General features: G+C 72.0%; 23 protein-coding genes. 18 read left to right on the plus strand and 5 right to left on the minus strand.

Annotated features, from left to right (window positions below; genetic code table 11):
* Nucleotides 1–18: 18 nt before the first annotated feature.
* Both N7925_RS16195 and N7925_RS16200 read right to left on the minus strand, forming a co-directional pair.
* Complete coding sequence (locus N7925_RS16195) at nucleotides 19–819, minus strand: GntR family transcriptional regulator (protein WP_274344253.1); 801 nt, start codon at nucleotides 817–819, stop codon at nucleotides 19–21.
* A 284-nt stretch (nucleotides 820–1,103) separates the two neighbouring features.
* Nucleotides 1,104–2,486 (minus strand): aspartate aminotransferase family protein, encoded by a 1,383-nt coding sequence (locus N7925_RS16200; RefSeq protein WP_274344254.1) that lies wholly within the window; start codon nucleotides 2,484–2,486, stop codon nucleotides 1,104–1,106.
* A gap of 196 nt (nucleotides 2,487–2,682) precedes the next feature.
* Between N7925_RS16200 and N7925_RS16205 the strand changes: the two genes are divergently transcribed.
* From N7925_RS16205 to N7925_RS16215, 3 genes are all read left to right on the plus strand, one after another.
* Nucleotides 2,683–3,300 carry a type 1 glutamine amidotransferase family protein gene (locus tag N7925_RS16205; RefSeq protein ID WP_274344255.1) on the plus strand — a complete coding sequence of 206 codons (618 nt, stop codon included), beginning with the start codon at nucleotides 2,683–2,685 and terminating at the stop codon, nucleotides 3,298–3,300.
* Nucleotides 3,293–3,808, plus strand: a complete 516-nt coding sequence (locus tag N7925_RS16210) for a MarR family winged helix-turn-helix transcriptional regulator (protein WP_274344256.1) — start codon at nucleotides 3,293–3,295, stop codon at nucleotides 3,806–3,808. The genes N7925_RS16205 and N7925_RS16210 overlap by 8 nt, the downstream gene beginning before the upstream one ends.
* A gap of 434 nt (nucleotides 3,809–4,242) precedes the next feature.
* Nucleotides 4,243–6,033: a serine/threonine-protein kinase gene (locus N7925_RS16215; RefSeq protein ID WP_274344257.1), complete on the plus strand. Its 1,791-nt coding sequence runs from the start codon at nucleotides 4,243–4,245 to the stop codon at nucleotides 6,031–6,033.
* Here the strand turns inward: N7925_RS16215 and N7925_RS16220 are convergent.
* On the minus strand, nucleotides 6,015–7,289 hold the full coding sequence (locus tag N7925_RS16220) for an MFS transporter (RefSeq protein ID WP_274344258.1): 1,275 nt from the start codon (nucleotides 7,287–7,289) through the stop codon (nucleotides 6,015–6,017). The genes N7925_RS16215 and N7925_RS16220 overlap by 19 nt on opposite strands.
* 165 nt (nucleotides 7,290–7,454) lie before the next feature.
* On the opposite strand from N7925_RS16220, the gene N7925_RS16225 reads away from it, so the two are divergent.
* From N7925_RS16225 to N7925_RS16235, 3 genes are all read left to right on the plus strand, one after another.
* Nucleotides 7,455–8,033 (plus strand): TetR/AcrR family transcriptional regulator, encoded by a 579-nt coding sequence (locus N7925_RS16225; protein ID WP_265600318.1) that lies wholly within the window; start codon nucleotides 7,455–7,457, stop codon nucleotides 8,031–8,033.
* A 150-nt stretch (nucleotides 8,034–8,183) separates the two neighbouring features.
* The gene (locus N7925_RS16230; protein ID WP_274344259.1) at nucleotides 8,184–9,137 is read left to right on the plus strand and encodes an aldo/keto reductase; all 954 of its coding nucleotides are present in this window, start codon (nucleotides 8,184–8,186) and stop codon (nucleotides 9,135–9,137) included.
* 66 nt (nucleotides 9,138–9,203) lie between these two features.
* Nucleotides 9,204–10,508: a serine hydrolase domain-containing protein gene (locus N7925_RS16235; protein ID WP_274344260.1), complete on the plus strand. Its 1,305-nt coding sequence runs from the start codon at nucleotides 9,204–9,206 to the stop codon at nucleotides 10,506–10,508.
* Between the two features lie 31 nt (nucleotides 10,509–10,539).
* Here N7925_RS16235 and N7925_RS16240 read toward each other — a convergent pair whose 3' ends face one another.
* Nucleotides 10,540–11,379 carry a TetR family transcriptional regulator gene (locus N7925_RS16240; protein ID WP_274344261.1) on the minus strand — a complete coding sequence of 280 codons (840 nt, stop codon included), beginning with the start codon at nucleotides 11,377–11,379 and terminating at the stop codon, nucleotides 10,540–10,542.
* Nucleotides 11,380–11,491: 112 nt separating this feature from the next.
* Here N7925_RS16240 and N7925_RS16245 point away from each other — a divergent pair, with 112 nt between their 5' ends.
* The 10 genes from N7925_RS16245 (at nucleotide 11,492) to N7925_RS16290 (ending at nucleotide 19,676) form a co-directional block, all read left to right on the plus strand.
* Nucleotides 11,492–12,613 carry an IS701 family transposase gene (locus tag N7925_RS16245; RefSeq protein ID WP_274344262.1) on the plus strand — a complete coding sequence of 374 codons (1,122 nt, stop codon included), beginning with the start codon at nucleotides 11,492–11,494 and terminating at the stop codon, nucleotides 12,611–12,613.
* Between the two features lie 123 nt (nucleotides 12,614–12,736).
* On the plus strand, nucleotides 12,737–13,180 hold the full coding sequence (locus tag N7925_RS16250; RefSeq protein WP_007452970.1) for a MarR family winged helix-turn-helix transcriptional regulator: 444 nt from the start codon (nucleotides 12,737–12,739) through the stop codon (nucleotides 13,178–13,180).
* Between the two features lie 236 nt (nucleotides 13,181–13,416).
* Nucleotides 13,417–14,862, plus strand: a complete 1,446-nt coding sequence (locus N7925_RS16255; protein WP_274344263.1) for an AMP-binding protein — start codon at nucleotides 13,417–13,419, stop codon at nucleotides 14,860–14,862.
* The gene (locus N7925_RS16260) at nucleotides 14,862–15,122 is read left to right on the plus strand and encodes an acyl carrier protein (RefSeq protein ID WP_265600324.1); all 261 of its coding nucleotides are present in this window, start codon (nucleotides 14,862–14,864) and stop codon (nucleotides 15,120–15,122) included. The genes N7925_RS16255 and N7925_RS16260 overlap by 1 nt, the downstream gene beginning before the upstream one ends.
* A gap of 183 nt (nucleotides 15,123–15,305) precedes the next feature.
* On the plus strand, nucleotides 15,306–15,680 hold the full coding sequence (locus N7925_RS16265; RefSeq protein WP_265600325.1) for an ectoine synthase: 375 nt from the start codon (nucleotides 15,306–15,308) through the stop codon (nucleotides 15,678–15,680).
* Between the two features lie 104 nt (nucleotides 15,681–15,784).
* Nucleotides 15,785–16,915: an acyl-CoA dehydrogenase family protein gene (locus tag N7925_RS16270; RefSeq protein WP_274344264.1), complete on the plus strand. Its 1,131-nt coding sequence runs from the start codon at nucleotides 15,785–15,787 to the stop codon at nucleotides 16,913–16,915.
* 14 nt (nucleotides 16,916–16,929) lie between these two features.
* Complete coding sequence (locus N7925_RS16275) at nucleotides 16,930–17,676, plus strand: transglutaminase-like domain-containing protein (RefSeq protein ID WP_265600327.1); 747 nt, start codon at nucleotides 16,930–16,932, stop codon at nucleotides 17,674–17,676.
* Nucleotides 17,677–17,783: 107 nt separating this feature from the next.
* Nucleotides 17,784–18,617 carry a maleate cis-trans isomerase family protein gene (locus N7925_RS16280; RefSeq protein ID WP_274344265.1) on the plus strand — a complete coding sequence of 278 codons (834 nt, stop codon included), beginning with the start codon at nucleotides 17,784–17,786 and terminating at the stop codon, nucleotides 18,615–18,617.
* Nucleotides 18,614–18,856: a DUF6253 family protein gene (locus N7925_RS16285; protein ID WP_265600329.1), complete on the plus strand. Its 243-nt coding sequence runs from the start codon at nucleotides 18,614–18,616 to the stop codon at nucleotides 18,854–18,856. Before N7925_RS16280 ends, N7925_RS16285 begins: the two co-directional genes overlap by 4 nt.
* A gap of 55 nt (nucleotides 18,857–18,911) precedes the next feature.
* Nucleotides 18,912–19,676, plus strand: a complete 765-nt coding sequence (locus N7925_RS16290; protein WP_274344266.1) for a 4'-phosphopantetheinyl transferase family protein — start codon at nucleotides 18,912–18,914, stop codon at nucleotides 19,674–19,676.
* Nucleotides 19,677–19,758: 82 nt separating this feature from the next.
* Here N7925_RS16290 and N7925_RS16295 read toward each other — a convergent pair whose 3' ends face one another.
* Nucleotides 19,759–20,649, minus strand: a complete 891-nt coding sequence (locus tag N7925_RS16295) for a ScbA/BarX family gamma-butyrolactone biosynthesis protein (RefSeq protein WP_274346483.1) — start codon at nucleotides 20,647–20,649, stop codon at nucleotides 19,759–19,761.
* A 294-nt stretch (nucleotides 20,650–20,943) separates the two neighbouring features.
* Between N7925_RS16295 and N7925_RS16300 the strand changes: the two genes are divergently transcribed.
* On the plus strand, nucleotides 20,944–21,573 hold the full coding sequence (locus N7925_RS16300) for a ScbR family autoregulator-binding transcription factor (RefSeq protein ID WP_265600332.1): 630 nt from the start codon (nucleotides 20,944–20,946) through the stop codon (nucleotides 21,571–21,573).
* Nucleotides 21,574–21,798: 225 nt separating this feature from the next.
* Nucleotides 21,799–22,518 carry an HAD family phosphatase gene (locus N7925_RS16305; RefSeq protein WP_274344267.1) on the plus strand — a complete coding sequence of 240 codons (720 nt, stop codon included), beginning with the start codon at nucleotides 21,799–21,801 and terminating at the stop codon, nucleotides 22,516–22,518.
* The last annotated feature ends 18 nt before the right edge of the window (nucleotides 22,519–22,536 follow it).

Genomic DNA, 22,536 nt, shown 5'->3' on the forward strand with positions numbered 1-22,536 from the left:
CGTAATGCGGGGCGAACCTCACGCACAGTGTCCCGGGGCCCTAGGTGCCTCCGGGGAGTGCCCGGACGCCCCGAACTCCCCAGGCTGCCCGGGCTCCGGAGGGACCGGCGGGACCGGCGGGACCGGCGGTCCTGGAGCGTCTCCTCCGGCTGCCCGCGCCTCCAGCCGGTCCGCCCAGGCGAGCGCGTGCGCGTAGTAGGAGTGCATGGCGGCGTGGACCTGCTCGTGGTCGCCCCGGGCGATGGCCTCGACCAGGTCCTCGTGACCGAACCAGAGCACGTCCTCGTCCATGCCGTCGCGGCGCAGCCGGTGGACGGCGAACACCCAGGCCTGGACGCGGAGCCGGGTGAGGAAGTCGGTGACGTACGGGTTGAGGACGAACTGCCCCAGCTCCCGCCAGAACCGCAGGTCGTACCCGATCAGCACGTCGAGGTCGCCGCCCTTCGCCGCGCGGACCGCCTCCGCCGCCCGGCGCCGGATCGAGGCGAGGCCCTCGGGCCGGACCGCGACCCGCTCGGCGGGGTTGCGGAAGAGGCCCTCGACGACGAGGGCGCGGGCCTCGGCCATCGCACGGAAGTCGGCGACGGTGAACTCGCGCACCTGGAAGCCGCGGTGCTGGTCGGAGGCGAGGAGCCCCTGTGCGGAGAGGTCGAACAGCGCCTCACGGACGGGCGTCGCGGAGACCCCGTACTGCTCGGCTATCTGCTTGACGGTGAACTCCCGGCCCGGCGGAAGACGCCCTGCCAGCACCTCGTCACGCAGCGCGTCGGCGATCTGCTGGCGCAGGGTGTTGCGCGTCACACCTCCGCTCGGACTCATACCGGCCCCCATCCGTCCGTCTGTCCCTGCCCGTACCCGATCCCCGTACGCCGACCGTTTCCGGCGTCGGCCGTTTCCGGCGTCGGCCGTTTCCGGCGTCGGCCGTTTCCGGCGTCGGCCGTTTCCGGCGTCGGCCGTTTCCGGCGGGGGTCATTTCTGGTTCGGGTCACCTTAAGCCAGGGCCGCCGCCGTGCCCGATTCCGGGCACGGCGGGGATGCGCACCGGGTTGATCCCGTACGGAATCGAGTCGTCCGGTTACTCGGCGTGCGGGCCGGGGAGATCGTTACGCGCCCTGCACCGTGTACGAGTCGGCGACGGTGAGAGCGACGTCCAGGGCCGCCAGCCCTTCCTTGGCCTCGGCCTCGGAGACGTTGCAGGCCGGGACGGCATGGGTCCGGTTCATGTTGATGAACGGCCACAGCCCCTGCTTCTTCGCCGCCGCGCCGAAAGCCGCCATCGGGGCGTTGGCCTCCCCCGAGGCGTTGTACGGGACGAGCGGCTCGCGGGTCTCCCGGTCGCGGACCAGGTCCAGCGCCCAGAACGCGCCGAGGCCGCGCACCTCGCCCACCGAGGGGTGGCGTTCGGCGAGTTCGCGCAGGCCGGGGCCGAGGACCTTCTCGCCGATCCGGGCCGCGTGCTCGACGACCTTCTCGTCCTCCATCACGCCGATGGTGGCGACGGCGGCGGCGCAGGCCAGCGGGTGTCCGGAGTAGGTGAGGCCGCCGGGGTAGGGGCGGGTCTCGAAGGTCGCTGCGATCTCGGCGTTGATGGCGACGCCGCCCAGCGGTACGTAACCGGAGTTGACGCCCTTGGCGAAGGTCAGCAGGTCCGGCACGACGTCGAAGTGGTCGGCGGCGAACCAGGCGCCGGTGCGGCCGAATCCGGCCATCACCTCGTCGAGCACGAAGACGATCCCGTACCGGTCGCAGATCTCGCGGACGCCCGCCAGATAGCCCGGCGGCGGGGTCATGATGCCCGCCGTGCCCGGGATGGTCTCCAGGATGATCGCGGCGATGGTGGCCGGGCCCTCGAAGGCGAGGGTGTCCTCCAGGTGCTGGAGGGCGCGGGCGCACTCCTCGGCCTCGGTGGCGGCGTAGAAGGGCGAGCGGTAGAGGAACGGGGTCCAGAAGCGGACGACGCCCGCCGAGCCGTTGTCGGAGGGCCAGCGGCGCGGGTCCCCGGTGAGGTTGATCGCGGTGGAGGTGGCCCCGTGGTACGAGCGGTAGGCGGAGAGCACCTTCGTGCGGCCGGTGTGCAGCCGGGCCATGCGGATGGCGTTCTCGACGGCCTCGGCCCCGCCGTTGGTGAAGAAGATCTTGTCCAGGTCGCCCGGGGTGCGCTCGGCGATGAGGCGTGCGGCCTCGGAGCGCGCCTCGATCGCGAACGCGGGCGCGAAGGTGGCGAGCTTGCCCGCCTGCTCCTGGATCGCGGCGATCACGGTGGGGTGCTGGTAGCCGATGTTGGTGTAGACGAGCCCGCTGGTGAAGTCCAGGTAGCGGTTGCCGTCGTAGTCCCAGAAGTAGGAGCCCTCGGCGCCGGCGACGGCGAGCGGGTCGATGAGGCCCTGGGCGGACCAGGAGTGGAACACGTGCGCGCGGTCCGCGGCCTTCACGGCCGCACCGGCCGCGGGGTCGGCGGACGGGGCATGAGGGGCATGAGGGGTCATGCGGCGAGCGTAGGCGCTGGTGGGGGCGGCCTCCATGGCCACCTTGTACGGCCTGGGGCGGATGGGTCGGCAGGGTGTCGGGTCCGGATCGGTGAATGCGGTGGATGCGGTGGATGCGGTGGATTCGATGCGAGTCCTACATTGACAGCCTGCTGTCGTTCTGACAGTCTTCTGTCATCGAGCTGAGGAGGTCACCATGACCAGCAACAGCAGCAGCAGCAGCAGCAACACCGTGCATCTCGCCGTCTACGACACCTTCGCCGACTGGGAGACCGGGCACACCACCGCCCATCTCGCACGGCACGGCTACACCGTCCGGACCGTGGGCCCTTCCCGGGAGCCGGTGACGACCATGGGCGGCCTGCGCGTCCAGCCCGACCTGTCGTTGGACGAACTACGCCCGCAGGACAGCGCGTTGCTCATCCTGACCGGTGCGGACACGTGGGACGCGGGCGACGGGCTGGCCCCGTTCGCGCGGGCGGCCCGGGGCTTCCTGGACGCGGGGGTCCCGGTCGCGGCCATCTGCGGGGCGACGGCCGGGCTGGCGCGGGAGGGCCTGCTGGACGGCCGCACACACACGAGCGCGGTCTCCTTCTACCTCGCGGCGACGGGGTACGCGGGCGGCTCACGGTACGTGGAAGCGGACGCGGTCACCGACGGCGGGCTGATCACGGCCGGGCCGACGGAGCCGGTGGCGTTCGCGCGGGAGGTCTTCGCGCTGCTCGGGGTCTACGGGCCGGAGAAGCTGGACGCGTGGTACCGGCTGTTCCACGACTCGGACGCCGGCGCGTACGAGGTGCTGGAAGGTGAGTGAGGCGGCGGAAGCGGGTGATGTCCGGGCCCAGCAGGATCTGTTGAGCCGTACGGCGTTGTCGGTGTTCCGGCTGAACGGGCAGTTCCTCGGGGTGGCCGACGAGCTGGCGCGGCCGGGCGGCCTCACGGCGGCGTGGTGGCAGGTGCTGGGGGCGGTGCTGCGGGAGCCGTTGCCGGTGTCGGGGATCGCCCGGGCGATGGGGATCACCCGGCAGAGCGTGCAGCGGATCGCAGATCTGCTGGTCGGGCGGGGGCTCGCGGAGTACGCGGAGAATCCGGCCCATCGCCGGGCGAAGCTGTTGCGGGTGACGGAGGCGGGGCGGGAGGCGGTCTCCCGGATCGGCCCGCCGCACGCGGAGTTCGCCGCGAGGCTCGTGGGGGAGCTGGGGGTGGAGGGGCTGGCGGAGACGGTGCGGGTGCTTGAGCGGTTGTCGGGGGCGGTGGAGAATCTGACCGCTGCGGGGGCGGCCGATTCCGGCCCGGGCCACGCCGGCCCGTCCGGCGCCTGAGGACGGGGCCGTGTCGGTGTCGGGCCCCGGCCCCGGCCCCCGTGCGAGGTTGCCCCACCCCGGCCCGTCCGGCGCTTGAGGATGGAACCCTGCCGGCGTCGGGCCCCGGCCCCCGTGCGAGGGCGCCCCACCCCAGCCCGTCCGGCACTTGAGGACGGAACCCTGCCGATGTCGGGCCCCGGCCTTGTCGGGTTGGCTCCTCCGGGGCACCGGCGTTGTTGAGTGCGTCGGCCCTGTCCGATCAAGGGTTCCGTCCTCAAGCGCCGGACGGGCTGAAATGTGCGGGCCCACCCCGTCCCGGGCCAGGGGTCCGTCCTCAAACGCCGGACGGGCTGGAGAATGCGGGTCCGTCCTCAAAGGCCGGACGGGCTGGGGAGTGCGGGGCAGGGGTGCGGCGCTATCCTCTTGCGGGCCGCACGGGGAGGAAGCGCACCATGGACAAGCTCGGGTCCGACGACCCGCACCGCATCGGTGCGTACCGTCTTCTCGGCCGCCTGGGCGAGGGCGGCATGGGCCAGGTCTTCCTCGCCCGCTCCGACCGCGGCCGCACCGTCGCCCTCAAGCTCGTCCGCCGCGAGCTCGCCGAGCAGCCCGAATTCCGGGCCCGCTTCCGCCAGGAGGTCCGTGCCGCGCATCGCGTCGGCGGCGCGTGGACCGCACCGGTGCTGGACTCCGACACCGAGGCACCCGTCCCCTGGGTCGCCACCGGTTACGTCGCCGGGCCCTCCCTCCAGCGCATCGTCTCGGGACGCTCCGGCGCCCCGGTCACGGACTCGGGGGCGTACGGGCCGCTGCCGTTGCGTTCCGTACGGTTCCTCGGCTCCGGGCTCGCCCACGCGCTCCAGCACATCCATGGGGCCGGGCTCATCCACCGGGACCTGAAGCCCTCCAACGTCCTGATGACCATCGACGGCCCCCGGGTCATCGACTTCGGGATCGCCCGCGCCCTGGAGTCCGTGCCCGACGGTGATCTGACCCGTACCGGGGCCCTGGTCGGCTCCCCCGGCTTCATGGCCCCCGAGCAGGTGCGCGGCGAGCGCGTGACCACCGCGTGCGACGTGTTCTGCCTCGGGTCCGTCCTCGCGTACGCCGCCTCGGGGCGGCTGCCGTTCGGTACGACGGAGAGCGGCGGGGTCCACGCCCTGATGTTCCGGATAGCCCAGGAGGGCCCGGACCTGACCGGGGTTCCGGATGACCTGGCCGGCGTCGTCCGGGACTGCCTGGCGAAGGACCCGGCGGCCCGCCCCGGCACCGGCGAGATCCTGGCCCGCCTCGGCGAGGCGGAGGCGGAGACGCAGACGCAGGCACAGGTGGACGAACCCTGGCTGCCCGCCACCCTGATCGCCCAACTCGGCCGACACGCAGTGGGGTTGCTCGACGCGGAGGACCCGGCGGACCCGGAGGGCCGGGATGGCCGGGATGGCCGGGATGGCCCGGAGGACCCACGCGGTCGGCAAGCTCCGCACGGACCTCAGGGGGCCCATGGACCTCAGGGTGCCCACGGGCCTCCAGGCGCCCAGGGCGCTCAGCATCCGCAGCGCCCCTACACCCCGCACCACTCGCCGTACGGCACCCCCGCCGCCCCGCACCCGGCCCCTCACCCGGCGCCGCAGCCGGCCCCCGGCCGTACCGACGAACAGGCCTCCCCTCCGGCCTACTTCGCTCCCACCGCTCCCCCGCCCGCCCGGGAGCGCCGCTCCGCCGGGGCCACCGCCGCGCTGGTCGCCGTCGCCGTGGTCGTGGCGATCGGGGCGGGCGGATCGGTGTACGCGTTCATGAACGGCACCGCCCCGGGGACGACCGCCTCCCCCGGCCCGTCGGGCTCCACCGCAACCGGCGGTGGCGGCGGGCAGCAGAGCGGCGAAGGAGCCGTCCCGAAGGGCTTCCTGGGGACCTGGACCGGCTCCATACCCGGCGAACAGGGCACTGCCTCACGGACGTTGACCATCCGGCAGGGAAAAGTGGGCGACCAGATCCTCGTCCTCACCGCCGAGGGTCCCCTCGCCTCCGGATCCACGTACCACTGCGAGTTCACCGCCCCCCTCTCCGACCGGCCCGCCGAGGACGGCCCGGTCCGAATCGGGCCCTCCACGGTGTCCTCCGGCCGCCCGGCCTCCTCCTGCACGCCCGGGAAGCCCACCGAACTGACCCTGCTCCCGGACGGGGACCTGCGCCGGTCCACTGCCGGGACGGGCGAGAGCCTGATCTACACCAGGTCGGACTGAGAGACCCCGGGAACCTGCGCACCGGGCGGCTCCACGCCCGCCCCGGAGGACGGCGTCCGCAGCGCCCGGGTGATCAGCGCCGCGCCGGCCAGCAGGACGAGCACCACCACCATCGCGTTCCGCAGCCCCACATGGTCCGCCAGGAAGCCCAGCGAGGGCGGGCCGACCAAGAACGCCGCGTAGCCCGCCGTCGACACCGCCGCGACCCGGGCCGAAGCGTTCCGCACGCCCTCGCCCGCCGCCGAGATCGTGACCGGGAACCCGAGGGAGGCGCCGAGCCCCCACAGCACCACGGCCGCCCCGGCGAGCAGCGCGCTGTCGGAGAAGATCACCAGGGCCACGCCGACCGCCGCCACCAGGGCGCTGGCCCGGACCACGGCCGCCGGGCCGTAGCGCACCAGCAGGGGCCCGCCCGTGAACCGGCCCGTCGTCATCGCGACGGCGAACAGCATGAACGTCAGCGAACCGGCCGTCGCACTCGTCCCGTGGCCGTCCACCATCAGCAGCGGCAGCCAGTCGTTGGCCGAGCCCTCCGCGAAGGCCATGGCCAGCACGATCAGGCCGATCAGCACCAGCCGCCGGTCCCGCCAGACCTCCACCTGCGCGCGCACGCCCCCGGTCCGCCCCCCGTCACCGGCCTCCCCGTCACCGGCCTCCGGCCCCTCCTTCCCCGTGCCCGCCGGCAGCGCCCGTACGGTCCACACCCCGGCCGCCGCGACGGCGACGGCTATCACCGCCAGGTGCCGGCCGACCGGGAACCGGACCGCCGTCAGCCCCATCCCGACCAGCGCGCCGACCACGGTCCCCAGGCTGAAGCAGCCGTGCAGCACCGGCAGGACCGGGCGGCCCACGGCCCGTTCGACGGCCGCGCCCTCGATGTTGAACGCCACCTCCGCCAGACCCATCCCGGCACCGAACAGAGCCAGTCCGCAGAACACCCCGGCCGACACCTCCAGCGCCGCTCCCCCGGCGATCACCAGCAGCCCGGCCACGAGCAGCCCCGCACCGACGGCGATCACCAGCCGCCCGCCGTGCCTGCGCACCAGCCCGCCGGAGACCAGCACCCCGGCCATCGACCCGACGGAGAGCCCGAACAGCACCAGACCCATCGATCCGGTCGTCACGTCCAACGCGTCCCGGACGGCCGGGGTGCGGGCGACCCAGGACGCCATGCTCACCCCGGTGGCGAGCATGAAGAGGAAGAGCGCCGCGCGCCAGCGGCGGGTGGTGGCGTCCATGACCGGCGGGTTCTTCACGGGAGTCGGGCCTCGGCAGACAGGTGGGAAGCACTTCCGGCGTACGAGCGTACGCCCGAGGCGTACGTTCGTACATTCCCCTCGGCGGCCCGTCGGCCGCACGGCCGCCCCTCTCCCCCGCGCTCTATGCTGCGAGCAGGACCGAGCCCACCGAGGAGGCCCCGCGTGGCGACAGGGCGCACCGACCCAGAACGGCGGGACCGCATCATCGACGCCGTGCTGGACCTCATCGTCGACGAGGGCGTCGCGGGTGTCTCGCACCGTAAGGTCGCCGCCCGCGCGGGCGTGCCGCTCGGCTCGATGACGTACCACTTCTCCGGCATGGACGAGCTGCTGCACGAGGCGTTCACCCGTTTCTCCGGCACGATCGTCGCCGTCTTCGAGGAACGCCTCGGCGCCGCGAGCACCCCCGACGAGGCGCGCGGGGCCGTCGCCGATCTCGTCCACCACCTCTCCGGCGGCAACCAGCGCGAGCTGATCCTCACCCACGAGCTCTACACCCTCGCCGCTCGCCGGCCCGCCTACCGCGAGCTCACCCGCACCTGGATGGGTCGCAGCCGCCGCGCCCTGGAATGGCACTTCGACCCGGCCACCGCCCGTCAGCTCGACGCGCTCATCGAGGGCCTGTCGATCCACCGCGCCCTGGAGACCGAGCCCCACGAGCGCGCCCTGACGGTCGAGGCGATCGCGCGGATCACGGCGCCGGACCCCGGCACCCCGGACGCGGCGGCTTCGGCTCCCTGACTCCAGGAGCGAGGGACCGGCTCCGGGCCCGGCGAACATCCCGAAGTCGTCCAGAGGTCGGCAAGTAGGAACGGGATGCTGTGCTTCGGCAGCGCGGGCTGTTGCTATGAGGTGGTCGCTTTCCTCTGTGGAGAAGGGAGTTCTCGCAGGATGCGAACCACAACACTGGGCAGGGACGGGCCGGTCGTCGGACGGCTGGGACTGGGCGCGATGGGACTCTCGTACCGCTACGCCCCGTCCCTCAGGGACAGGAGCAAGGCCGTATCGCTGGTCCAGGAGGCGGTGGACCTCGGGGTCAACCTCGTCGAGACGGCGGGCGCCTACGCGGCCGGGGACAACGAGCGGCTGATCGGTGAGGCCATCCGCGGGCGCCGGGACGAGGTGGTGCTGTGTACCGGCGGCGGCCTGCTCGGCGACGCCGACGGGGCGCTGCGGCCCGCGGGCGGTCCGCAGGCGCTGCGGGCCGCGGTCGACGAGAGCCTGCGCCGGCTGCACGTGGACCACATCGACCTCTATCTGTTGCGCCGCGTCGATCCGGGCGTGCCGCTGGAGGAGAGCTGGGGTGCGCTGGCCGAGCAGGTCTGGGCGGGGAAGATCCGCATGCTGGGGCTGCCCGTCGTCACCGTCCCGGAGGCGCGCGCCGCCGAAGCCGTGCACGAGGCGGCGGCGATGGCCGCCGAGGTGTCGCTCTTCACCCGCTGCGGTCTCGACGACGTCGTGCCGTACGCGGTGGAGCGCCGGATCGCGCTGCTGGCCGGCGCTCCGCTCGGCCGCGGTCTGCTGACCGGCGCGCTGTCCCGCGCCGACGACCTGGCCCCGGACGACTGGCGGCGCACCCAGCCCCGCTTCGCCCCGCGCGCCATCCGCCACAACTACGCCCTCACGCAGGCGGTCGCCCAGGTGGCCGCCCGGCACGAGGCCACCTCCGCGCAGGTCGCCCTGGCGTGGCTGCTCCGGCTCGGCGAGCACGTGGTGGCGCTGCCCGGCACGACGGTGCCGTACCACCTCGCGGAGAACCTCGGCGGCGACCGGATCCGCCTGACCGAACAGGACCTGACCGACCTGGAGTTCCTGCCCTACCCGGCGGGCGCCCCCGAGGTGTGAGCCGCGCCCGGCCCACGCACCGCCCGCCCCTGTCCCTGGCTCCCCACCACTCCTGGAGTTCTTGACATGACGACCTCTCTGGTACGGCAGGTCCTCCCGCGGCCCCGGCCCCGGCCGACGACGGCCGGCGTCCACGGAACCACGGCGCCCGGGTTCGCCTCCGTACGCCATTCCTTCGAACGCGCCTGCCGGGACACGGGTCCGGCCGGTTCCCAGGGGGCCGCGCTGGCGGTCGTACGGGACGGTGAAACGGTCGTCGACCTCTGGCACGGAACCGCCGACCCGGTCACCGGGACTCCGTGGACCGGCGACACCCTCGTGCCGGTGCTGACGGGCTCCCACGGGATCCTGGCCACGGCGGTCCTGCTCCTCGCCGACATGGGCGCACTCGCGCTGGACCGGCCCGTCGCCGACTACTGGCCGGAGTTCGCGACGCGCGGCAAGGGCGCGGTGACGCTGCGGGACGTGCTGACGTTCACCGCCCGGCTCCCCGGCATGGCGGCGGACCTCGACCAGCGCGATGTCGAGAACCCGCAGATGATGGCCGCGCTGCTCGAACTGCACAGCCCCGAGGAGGACCCGCGGGCGGGCGGCGTGCTGCACGGGCCGTGGACCGCCGGGTGGATCGCCGCCGAGGTGATCCGCCGGGTCGACGGCCGCGATCTCGACCTGTTCTTCCTGGAGGAGATCGCGGGCCCGCTCGGTCTCGACATCCATTTCGGCCTCGTGCCCGACCAACTGCCGTACGCCGCCCGGATCTCGTACGACGCCGGCTTCCGCGCCCGCTTCCCGGCGCCGGAGGGCGGAAGGGGCGGGGGGACGGGACGCGGCGGGACGCGCGACAGCGGGACGGGACGCGGCGGGACGGGCGACAGCGGGGCGGGGCTCTCCGGGCGGGTCTGGAACAACCCGTCTCCGTTCCCCGCGGACGCCGGGGTGTGGAGCGAGAGCCGACGGCGGTACGCGGTCATCCCCTCGTTGGGGGCGTACGCGTCGGCCCGCGGCCTCGCCCGGCTCCAGGGCGTCCTGGCGGCGGACGCCGTACGGGCCCCGGGCGAGGAGCCGTTGCTGTTGTCGCGCCGCACGCTGGACCAGGCGCGGAGCTTCTGGGTCGAGGGCCTGGATCCGCTGCTCGGCGGGGTCAGCGCATACGGCGAGGGCGGCCTCCAACTCCTCGACGAGGGCCTCCACCCGGACGTCCGCTCCGGCGCCTTCGGCCACCAGGGTCCCGGCGGGATCGCCTACCAGGCCTGGCCGCAGGCCGGAGCCGGCGCCGCCCTGGTCCGCAGCCGGCTGACGGCGGGCGCCGGCGCGCAGCTCCTGGACGAGGTGGCGGACGCGATGGCGAGATCGCTGCGGACGACCGCCTGAGACCGGGCGGAACGGGGGCCGGAACCAGCCTTCAGGCGGGTTCCGCCCCGCACGCGGTCACATCCGCGGCGTCGGGCGCGTCTGCGGCGTCGGGCACGTCCGTCATGTCCGTCCGGCATGTCCGGCTCGCTTGCCGCGCCAGCCCTTCTTGCCCAGCCCGGCCCACCTGCTCCGCCCTCCCCGCCTGACCAGCCCCGTCCGCCTGACCAGCCGCCCCGTCCGCCCGACCAGTCCGGTCGGCGGCGAGGCCGTGCAGGACGACGTTCCAGACGGAATCCCCGACCGAGTCCCAGACCGAGTCCGGGGCCGATTCCGGGGCCGAGTCCCGAGCCGATTCCCGGGCCGAGTCCGTCGCCGATTCCGTCGCCGAGTCCCGGGCCGCTCCGTGTGCGGCCATAGCGCCCTCCGCGAGATGCGCCAGCAGGGCCACCGCGTCCTCCGGAGACACTCCGGGACGGAGCTTTCGCGCGTCGTGGGCCCGGTCGAGCAGGCCGCGGAGCACGGGGAGCCAGACCTCGGTCAACGGCGATACGTCCCCGGGGCCGTCGGCCTCCAGGCGGCGCGTGGCGCGCACGAAGGCGTCCTCGTGCGCCATCCGGGCCAAAGCACCGATGAGGGTGCGCAATTGACGTAAGGGGTCGGGGGCGGCCGCGAGGTCTTCCAGACAGCGCTCGAAGCGGGCCCGCCCCGTCGTGCGCACCTCCTCGGCCAGGGTGGTCTTGTTCCCGAAGTGAAAGGTCAGAGCGCCGATCGAGGTCGCGGCCCGCCGGCCCATCCGCTGGAGGGAGGCGCCCTCGTAGCCGCGCTCGGCGAACTCGTCGGCGGCCGCTTCCAATACGGCCTGGCGCGTCCTGGCCGCCCGTTCCTGCATGCGCCTTCTCCCTTGGACCTCGGCAAGTAGTCGTGCTCTGCGTAAGAAATATAACGAACATTCTCTATGTTTGTTAGTCTGCTCAGCGACGCTCACCTGGGAGGGACCTGCAGTGACGACGACGCACGAGATGCCCGACATGGCGACGGGCCGGCCGCCGGGCGATCTGTCCCGGCTCCTGTTCGGCCACTTACACCGCTCCGACCAGCAGCGTTGGGGGCGCGTCTATCTCCAGGGACTGCTGCGGACGGACGGAAAGAAGACGGTGCGCCGGATGGCGGCCGTCGTGACCGGCTCGGAGGCGGCGTCGACGTCGCTGCACCAGTTCGTCAACGCCAGCCCTTGGGAGTGGGCCCCGGCGCGCGGCGAGCTGGCCCGCTGGGCCTCCCGGACGCTGCCGGTGCGAGCCTGGACACTGGCGCCGGCGGTGCTGCCCAAGCGCGGCAACTGCTCGGCCGGGGTGCACCAGCGCTTCCTGCCGGAGTCCGGCCGCACCGTCAACTGCCAGCTCGGACTCGGCCTGTTCCTGGACGCCGGGCAGACGCACGTCCCCGTCGACTGGCGACTCTTCCTGCCTCCCCGGTTCACCCGCGACGAGGCCGTACGCGACCGGGCGAAGATCCCCGCGACGACGCAGGCCCAGCCGCTGTGGGACCACGCCCTGCGCCTGGTCCAGGAGATGACGTCCTGGTCGAACGGGCGGACGGCGCCGGTGGTGGCCGACCTGACGGCCCTGTGCGACGTCGCGCCACTGGCACAGCGGCTCCAGGGCGGCGAGCACCCCTTCGTCCTCGCCATCCCGGGCCAGACAGCTCTCGCCGGGCCCGAACTGCCGCCGGGTGAGCGGGAGTCGGCGCGCGGCCTCCTGATCCGCCGAGGTGTACGGCACCCGGCAGGGTCGGGCCGGCAGGTCATCTCGTACGACACACCCGTACGCGGGCTGCGTCCGGACGGCGAGCGCAGCCACGGGGCGGGCCGGCTGATGGCCGAGTGGGACACGAGCAGCGGGCGTCCGGGCCGGATCTGGCTGACGAACATCACCGACCGCCATCCGGCCGAACTGCTGGAGCTGGCCCGTTCGCCGCAGGGGGCGCAGGCTTCGATCGACCGCATGGGCGAGGACTTCGGACTCCTCGACTTCGAGGGCCGCTCCTACCCCGGCTGGCACCGGCACATGACGCTCGTCTCGGCCGCTTACGCCTGTAGCACCCTGGGGGGCATGAGCGACGACTGACCTTTTACTTGCTCCTACAACTATACAGGGGTCGGGGTCCCTTTCCTGAGCACTACCACTCCCCAGATGATTGCATGGGCATGTATCTTGTTGTTCATCGCAGTCGAGAAGGGGAGCCGTTCCATGACGATCCACAAGCAGCCGCGCGCCGCCTCCGACCAGACCATGTGGGAGGCCGTCCTCGGCCTGCACGCCTTCGTGGAGCGTCAGCTCGCACACACCCTGCAGCGGCGCTACGGCGTCGGCCTCTCCGAGTACCGCGCCCTGGAGGCCCTCACCCAGGCCGAGAACGGCGAATGCCGCATGCAGGAGCTCGCGGACCACATCGGCCTGGGCCAGAGCTCCGTAACCCGGCTGGTGGGGCGGCTGGACAGCGCCGGCTACGCCTACAAGGACAACTGCGCCGACGACAAGCGCGGGGTCTTCGCCGTCATCACCGACGAGGGCCGCAAGCACTACCAGGACGCCCGCGCCACGTACGCCGACGTCCTCAGCTCGGCCCTCAACACCGCGAGCGCGGACGACCAGCTCGCCCGCGCGGTACAGGCACTGCGCAGCGCCGCCTGACAAGACCACGACAGACGGCGGGAGGCCCGGGCGACCGGGCCTCCCGCCGTCTTTTGCATGTTCGGGGCTCCTTTTCAGAACCCGGGCGAACTGTGACCTGGATCACTCGATCCTCTGATGTAGTTGCTTGACCATGCAAATAAAAGGCCGTAGGTTCTCTCTCGTAGCCAGACTGCGCATCCACCTAGGGGGGACCGTTGCCTTCGCCTCGCCTGTTGCAGGCATTCGACAGACACGTGCAGGAAAAGCCCGACAGCACCGCGCTCGTCTTCGCCGGCCGGCGGATCACCTACGCGGAGCTCGACCGGCTGACCCACCCCGCCGCCGGGGACCTCGACGGCGCCGGCTTCGGATCCGTACGCGCCCTGTGCGTTCCGGCCCACAAGTCGCCGGAGACCGTCGCCCTGCTGCTGGCGGCCTGGCGCCAGGGGATCAACACCCTGGTCCCGTCGCCAGCCCTGGGCGCCGCCGCCCTGTCCACGCTCATCGCCCAGGCCCACGGCCCGCTGTCGGCCGCCGCGGTTCCCGGCGGCGGTGCGACCCTGTCGCGGGAGGAGGCCGACCCCACCCTGTCGGACGGCTTCAGCGTCCCCGACCCCGGGGAGTCGCTGCTGACCCTCACCACCTCCGGCTCCACCGGCGTACCCAAGCTCGTCCCGGTCCGCACCGAGGCCTTCGACCGCTTCGGCGACTGGGCCACGGAGAAGTTCGGGATCGACGGCGGCACCCGATCGCTGAGCTTCTCGCCGCTCAACTTCGACCTGGCCCTGCTCGACGTCTGGACCGTGCTGGAGGCCGGCGGCACCGTCGTGCTGGCCGACGCCGGAGCCAGCGGGGACGCCGGCTATCTGCGCGAGCTCACCCGGAGCAACGAGGTGACCCTGATCCAGGGGGTTCCGCTGCTGCACCGGCTCCTGGCCGCGGACGACGCCCGCTATCCGACGGTCCGCACGGTCGTGTTCACCGGGGAGGCCGTCTCCGAGCAGGGGCTGCGGGACGCGTTCGCCGCCTGCCCGGCCGCCCGCTTCCACAACGTCTTCGGCTGTACGGAGACCAACGACAGCTTCATCCAGGACATCGATCCGGCCGCGTACGTGCACCCGCTGCCCATCGGCGCCCCGATCGACGGCACCGACGCCGTGCTGCTGATCGAGGGACCCGACGGCACCGAGGTCCTGCGCGGGCCCGGCACCGGCGAACTGCTGGTGCACACGCCCTTCCAGACGTGCGGATATCTGGAACAGGCCCGCAACGCCCAGGCGTTCATGCCCGACCCGCGGGGCGGCGGCGCCATGTTCTACCGCACCGGCGACCTCGTCCACCGCGACGCCGACGGCCGCTACTTCCTCCAGGGCCGTACCGACTTCCAGGTCAAGGTGCGCGGCGTGCGCACCAACACCCTGGAGGTCGAGACCGTCCTCGGAGCGCATCCGGACGTCGTCGAGGCCGCCGTCGTCGCCCTGCCCTGCCCCGAGGCCGGCACCCGGCTGCACGCCGAAGTGGTGCGCCGGGACGGCACCTCCCTCAGCTCACTGGGCCTGCGGGCGTACGCGGCGAAGCACCTGCCGCGCCACGCCGTGCCCAGCTCGGTGGGGCTCGCCTGCACCCCGCTGCCGAAGACCGCGACCGGCAAACCGGACCGCAATTCGATCAAGAAGACCCAACTGAACGGAGACGTCTGATGAGCACCGTCACCAACGACCCGATCCGCGCCTACATCGTCAACGAGTTCCTCGCCGGTGAGGACGCCGAGGACCTGACCGACGACTTCGACCTCATCGAGAGCACCGTCGTGAACAGCCTCGGCCTGGTCCGCCTCATCTCCTGGATATCCGAGACGTACAGCATCCCCGTCGACGACATCCCGCTGGAGCCGGCCGCCTACCGCACGCTCGCGGACATCCGCGGCTTCGTCAGCAAGGCCGCCCCGGCCGCGGTCTGACGGCCCTTCCCCTCCCCGCAGAGACAACCTCCGCGAACACCGCGTACCCCACACCCCCACACCCTCACGAACCTCGCGTACCGCGCAAGGCCTGCCCTCGCGTGCCCGCGCGTGCCCCTCGCCCCCCACACGCATCGCACCAGCAGCACACGTCCAGAAAACAACGATGACAGGAGTACTTCCATGATCGTCCGTTCTCTCTCCGACGTCCCCGCGATCGAGTGGGGCAGCGGCACCAGCCACCGCCTGCTCACCGAGGCCGACGGCATGGGCTTCACGGTCTGCGAAACGCTGGTCCGCCAGGGCACGTCGAGCGCGTTGCAGTACCTCGGCCACCTGGAGGCCTGCTACTGCATAGGCGGATCGGGCGAGGTCGTCACCGTGGACGGCGACCACCACAAGATCACGACCGGGACCATCTACGCCCTGGACAAGAACGACGCCCACCACCTGATCGCCTCCGACGACGAGGACCTTCTCCTCGTCTCCGTCTTCAGCCCGGCGCTGCGTGGCGACGAGAAGCACTCGCTCTCCGAGGACGGCTTCTCCCGCTACTGATCCGCACAGCCGGGTGCGGGGCCGCGACGGCGCGGCCCCGCACCCGGCACCCGGCCCCCGGCGTCCAGCGCCCAGCGCCCAGCGAAAGGCAAGGCGAAACACCCATGGCAGCAGAGAAGGCCCCGGACACGTACGGCATCACAGCGCCCTACGGTGACGAGCTGAACGACGACGTCACCCACTGGGACCGGATCGGCGAGTTCCCGCACGACAAGTGGAAGCCGCTGCAACGGTCCGGTCTGTTCACCCTCCCCTTCGCCCCGGAGTACGGCGGCGCCGGCCGGACCCTCACCGAGACCATGGCGGCGCTGGAGGGCCTCGGCCACACCAGCCGGGACGCCGGCCTCAACTTCTCGGCGTCCACGCAGATCGTCAGCGTCGGCATCCCGCTCCAGGCGTTCGGCTCCGAGGAGCTGCGCGGGCGCTATCTGCCGCAGGTCACCTCCGGCGAGGCCATCACCGCGCACGCGATCACCGAGCCGAGCCACGGCTCGGACGTGATGAACATCCGGACCACCGCCGTCCGCGAGGGCGACGAGTACGTCCTCAACGGCGGCAAGATGTTCATCACCAACGCCCCCGTGGCCGGCCTCTTCCTGCTCTACGTCCGCACCGGCAAGCCGGGCGCCTTCGGGCTGAGCACCTTCCTCGCCGAGCGCGACACCCCGGGCCTCACGGTCGGCGAGCCGCTGGAGACGATGGGGCTCCGCACCTCCCCGATCAGCGAGGTCACGCTGGAGGACGTACGGCTGCCCGTCGGCAACCGGCTGGGCAGCGAGGGCGCCGGCTTCCTGATCATGGACTACGTGATGAAGCGGGAGGTCCTCTTCTCCTTCGCCGTGAACCTCGGCGAGATGACCCACCGCCTGAAGCGGGTGGTCGAACACGCCACCACCCGGCAGCAGTTCGGCAGCGCCATCGGCAAGAACCAGGCGGTCGCCCACAAGATCGCCGACATGAGGATCGCCGTGGAGACGGCCCGCAAGTGGCTGTACGACACGGGCCTCAAGGTCCAGCAGGGCAAGGACGCTTCCCTGGACGTCGCCGCCACCAAGATCGTGGTCAGCGAGGCCAACCAGCTCACCGCCCAGCACGCCATCCAGATATTCGGCGCCCGCGGTTATCTGACCGGCACGGGCATCGAGCGCGAGCTGCGCAACGCCACCGCCGGCTCCATCTACTCCGGCACCAACGAAATCCAGCGCAACTGCATCGCCGCCCTGATGGGCCTGTGACGAGAGGCATCCGCATGACCGACACCCTGGCCCCCACCCTGTCCGAGCAGCAGACCGCCGACGCCGCGGCCGCCCAGCCGGACGCCGACGACCTCGCCCGCCTCACGGCGGCCACCGACTTCCTCGACCACGAACACGCGAGCGTCAAGGCCTTCGTCGACAAGGCCCTGGACGGGATCGACCGCGAGACCGCCACCCAGGTCGACCTCGCCGTCGCCCTCTACTACGCGGTGCGCGACGGCATCCACTACGAGGTCTACGGCGCCGACCTGTCGCCCGAGGGCCTCCGGGCGTCCAGCATCATCGCCGGCGGCATGGGCTTCTGCCTGCACAAGTCCGTTCTCTACGCGGCCTGTTGCCGCGCCGTCGGCATCCCCGCCCGGCTGCACTACAGCGACGTCCGCAACCACCTCGCCTCCGACCGGCTGCGCTCCTACATCGGCGGCGACGTCTTCTTCCACGGCCTGGCCACCGTGTATCTCGAAGGCCGCTGGCTCCAGGTGACCCCGGTCTTCAACAAGCTCCTGTGCCGGCTGTACGGGATGACCCCTCTGGAGTTCGACGGCCGCTCCGACAGCCTCTACCACCCCTTCGACGCGCAGGGGCGGCAGAGCATGGAGTTCCTCACCGACCACGGCGACTTCGACGACGTCCCGTACGCGTTCGTGATGGCCACGATGCGCCGCAAGCACCCGAAGTTCCTGGCCGAGGGCGGCACCGGCACCGTCAGCGGCGGCTCACTCGCCGACGAAGCGGCCTGATCCGCGCCCCCCACCCGTAGCGGTACAGCGCACACAGCGGGCACAGCCAACAACACAGCAGCCACAGCAGGCACAGCAGAAGAACGGCAGAAGAGGAGAAGCAGCCCATGACGCAGTTCCAGGCCCGCGAGGACGGCTGGGGCGCGGTCGCCCGCGTCGGCGTCGTCGTTCCGCACGCGGACGTCGGGCCCGAGTCCGAGCTTCAGGCGATGGCGCCGAGCGACGTCTTCATCCACGGTTCGCGCGTCCACTTCGGGGCGATGCGCCCCGGTGGGGAGATGGACCCGAAGATCCCGCACGACCCGGTGCGCGCCTTCATCGACCCGCCCTTCATCGACGACGCCGTCGAGCTGCTCGCCGCCTCCCCGCTGGACTCCATCGCCCTGGGGTTCACCAGCTCCGCCTACGTCCTGGGCGCCGACGGTGAACAGAAGCTGTTCGAGCGGCTGGCCGAGCGGACCCGCGGCATCCCGCTCACCGGCACGACCCACGCCGCCGCGGCCGGCTTCCACGCCCTGGGCGCGGAGCGGATCGCCCTGGTCAACCCGCCCTGGTTCGACGACGAGTTGTCGGCGCTGGGTGCCTCGTACTTCGGCGAGCGCGGCTTCGACGTGGTCCACCACGCCCCCTGCGGCCTGCCCAGCAACCAGAAGCTGATCACTCCGGAGGCGCTGGTGAAGTGGATCGAGACCGCCGTCGCCCCGCAGCGGCCGCAGGCGGTTCTGGTCGCCGGCAACGGCATCCGCGCCGTGGGGACCATCGGGGGTCTGGAGGAGCGCCTCGGGTTTCCCGTGCTCACCGCGAACCAGGTGCTGTTCTGGCACGCGCTGCACGCCGCGGGCGCAAGCGAGGCGGCCGCGCGGATCACCGATTACGGCGCCCTGTTCGGCGTCCGCCCCGAGGGTGCGGCCAGAGGCGTCGCCGTGGGGGCGGCCCGATGAGCCTGCTGCCCGCGTACGGCTACCAAGCCGCCGTGCAGGAGACCTGCGACACGCCGGAGTACCACCTCCCGCTCGTGTGCTGGCACGACGACGGGACGGGTGTGCGCGGCATGGTGCTGTACCGCGGAGCGCTCCGCCCGGCGGAGCAGGTGCCGGGGTTCCGGCGCTATCTCGCCTCCGAGGACCTGGAGCAGTACGCCTCGACCGGCCCGTGGCCGCTGCTCGCAGCAACCGCCTGATCCGAACCGTGGCGGGGGCCGGCCGGGTCCCCGTCACATCAGGAGCCGTATCGATATGACACACGACCTCAAGTGGTCCGACGCGCCTCCGGGAGAAGTCCTCGATCCGGTCGGCATCTGGATCGTCCGGGCTCCGGCCGGACAGCTCCTCACGCCCGGCGAGGACCCGCCCGACTGGCTGGACGAGAAGGAGCGCGGCCGGCTGGCCTCGATACCGCAGCAGACGGGCCGGGATGCCTACGCCTTCACCCACTGGGCGTTGCGGAGCGTTCTCGGCTCCTCGCTCGGCTGCTCCCCCAGGAGCGTCGGCTTTCTGCGGCAGCCGTGTCCCGGCTGCGGCGGGGCGCACGGAAGACCGGCCATCCGCGATCCGGACCCGGACGGCGAGGCACCGGAGTTCTCGATGTCGCACAGCGGGGACCACGTCGCCATCGCGGTCGCCGAGGCCACCATCGGCATCGACATCGAGTCCTGGCCGACCCCGGAATCCGTCGCCGGGTATCTGCCGTTCCTCCATCCGAAGGAACAGCAGTGGCTGGGCGGTCGCCCGGAAGACGAACTGGTCCGGGACTTCGCCCGCCTGTGGACCCGTAAGGAGGCCATGGCCAAGGCGACGGGACAGGGCATGGCCGCCGTCATGAACCGGCTGGATCTCACCGGCCAGCCGCTCGGCTGGCGGGTGCGGCAGCTGCTCGCACCTCCCGGGTACGAGGCCAGCTTCGCGGTCCCGGCCTCGGTGCACGTCGCGGTCACGGTGCACGAGGAGCTTCCGGAGCCGATGCCGATACCGGAGCCGATGCCGACGCCGGTGCCGGCCTGACGACCGCCGGCGGGCGGCCGGTGTCCCCCCACGGAGGGGATACCGGCCGCCCGCCGCGTCGCGTGGTGCGGCCCGGCACGCCCTACAGGCCGGTCGGCCTCTGGACGTTCACCTCGGAGGTGAAGACGCGGACGCCGTGCTGCTCGATCGACACGTTCACACGGCTGCGGCCCGTGCCGTCGGGAACGGGGTCGCCGGCCACGACGACGGCGGGGGCGTCGAGTTCGACGTACCGCGCGAAGTCCGTCCGCATCCCGGTGACCGTCGACGCGCCGTCGACGGCGGCGTGCGCGGCCTGTCGGGCGGCTTCGAGGAGAAGCATCCCGGGCACGTGGTCGACGGCGTGGTCGAACAGCACCGGGTGCCCGGGATCCACCCGTAACATCCAGCGGCCCGGCGCCATGCCCGGCGCCGGTGAGAGCACCACGTCGGCCGGGGAGTCCCGGCCCACCCGGTGCGGTTCCACGGGCGGGCCGGCCGGGAGGCAGGCGGCGAGCGCTTCCTCGGTGTCCGCGTAACTCCCGCGCAGTCGCCGGTATATGGCCGCGGGCTGGTTGTTGAAGCGGGTGCGCGCGGTGCCCATCAGCCGCTCCCCCAGGTGGATGTCGACGCGCATCGTCATACCGGCGAACCTGCTGCCGCGGCGGACCACGTCCGAGCAGGACACCGCCAGGCGCACCTCTTCCTCGACGGTGGTGACCAGCGACGCCGACGGCTCCACCGCGAAGCTGTAGTCCTCCCACGCCTGCTTGAACTCCCGCGGGACGTCGTGCACGGCGTGGGACAGCAGGGGGACCGTCTGGCGCACGCTCTCGGCGATCAGCATCGGGTCGTACGACCCCCCCGACGGACGGTAGAAGGCGTGCCCCCGGGGCCAGCGCGCGGTGACTTCGTAGCATCCCGGATTCGTCTCGGCCCACGACGTGAGCAGGACTTCCTCTCTCCGAAGTTTGTGCACCTGCCACTGGTGCACCTGCCGCCGCTGGACTGGTCTCGCTTCACGGTTCAGTACAGAAACAGACAACTTGGCCCCCCAAGATCGGTTGTTTGAGCGAGCGACTACACAGAGGCGCATGAGAGCAACCGTGTGTGCCCGACTCAAAAAATAATGTTCCTTTTCTTTTGGCAAGTCAAGGGCGGCGAACCACTGGGTCACATTGGTGATGCTTTGTCGCCTTATGCAACTCATCTTCACCAGAACGGACTTGCTCCAACCCCTGTTCACTCAGATAACATAAGGAGCATTCTTTTTGGGAAGGTGAGAGGCATGGCACTGAAGCAAGAGCGGGCAGAACAGACCCGTCGAGCACTCCTGCTCGCAGCGGCGGAGGTCTTCGACGAGCACGGCTACGCGGGGGCCAGCATCACGCGCATCCTCAAGCGCGCCGGGGTGACGGCGGGGGCGCTCTACTTCCACTTCGGCTCCAAGGAGGACCTGGCCAAGGCGGTGATGAACAGCCAGCCGGACACCCTCGTCCCGCTGATCGCCGCCAGCGGACTGCAGCGGCTCATCGACCTCACCCTCGTGTGGTCGTGGCAGTTGCAGCGCGACCCGCTGCTCCGGGCCGGCGTGCGGCTGACGAACGAACAGTCCTCCATCGGCGACTCCCTGAACTCCGACCCGTACGAGAAGTTCCGCGGGATCATGAGCTCGTGCCTCGACGAGGCGCGGGAGCACGGCGAGTTGCAGCCGGGGATCGAACCGATCGTGGTCGCGGAGTTCGTGATCTCCGCCTGTACCGGGATGCAGATGTACTCCAACGTCGTCAGCGGCCGCAGGGACCTTCCCGAGCGCACCCAGCAGATGTGGAACCTGCTGCTCCCGGGCATCGCGGTCCCGGCCGTGATCACCCGCGCCGAAGCGGCCCCGGCCCGCGGCGCCGCGATGATGCCCTGACCGCCGGACCGCCCGCGCGCCCCGCCCTGCCCAGTCCCGCCCGGCCCTGGCCGACCCTGGCCCGACCGGCCCTGGCCCGACCGGCCCTGGCCGACCTTGGCCTGGCCTGGCCTGCCCTGCCCTGTTCCGATCCGTCCTGACCCGTTCCGCCCTGTCCTGACCGCCCCGGCTGTTGTGCCTGCTCTGCCTGTACCGAACGTCCACGACGATCATCTACGGAGCCGCATGATCTCCCTGCGCCTGGCCGCCCTGAACATCGACGGTGTCCTGCTCAACGACACCTTCAGCCCGGTCATCCACCACTTCATCGTCAGCAGAGGCGGTACGTACTCCGCCGAGCTGGAGCGATCGATCTTCTCCCAGCCGCAGCACATCGCCGGTCGGCTGCTCTCGGCCGCCGTGGGTGGCGGCATGACGGGTGAGGAGGCGCTCGCCGCGTACTTCGAGGACCGCGCCGCCCACCTCGACCGCCACCCGGTCACGATCACGCCGGGCGCGCGTGACCTGCTCGTCCGGCTGCGGGGCGCGGGCCTGCGCACGGTCTGCTACGGCGGTCTGAGCAAGGACCACTTCGACCGCCATCTGGGGTCGTACGCCGACCTGTTCGACGGGCCCGGCTACGTCTGCACCAACGACATCCGACCCGGCCTCAAGGAGATATCCGAGGACGTGTTCGGGCTCCGTCCCGGCCAGTCCCTCTTCGTCGACGACGTCGCCCGGGTCGCCGACGTGGCCCGCGAGCTCGGCACCGCCTTCGTCGGCCACCCCTCCTCCTTCGTCCACAGCCACCAGCGCGCTCTGATGCGGGAGGCGGGCGTACGCCACGTGATCAGCGGTCTCGACGCGCTCGACGACGAGCTGCTGCACCGGATCGACCGGGAGATGAGCTCGGAGGAGTTCTGGAGATCGCCCCTGTCCGCGGTCGGCCCGGCCCGGTGCGCGTGACGCCGGGTGGGCGCCTGC

Origin of the sequence: Streptomyces sp. CA-278952 (assembly GCF_028747205.1) — a bacterium.
Lineage (GTDB): Bacteria > Actinomycetota > Actinomycetes > Streptomycetales > Streptomycetaceae > Streptomyces.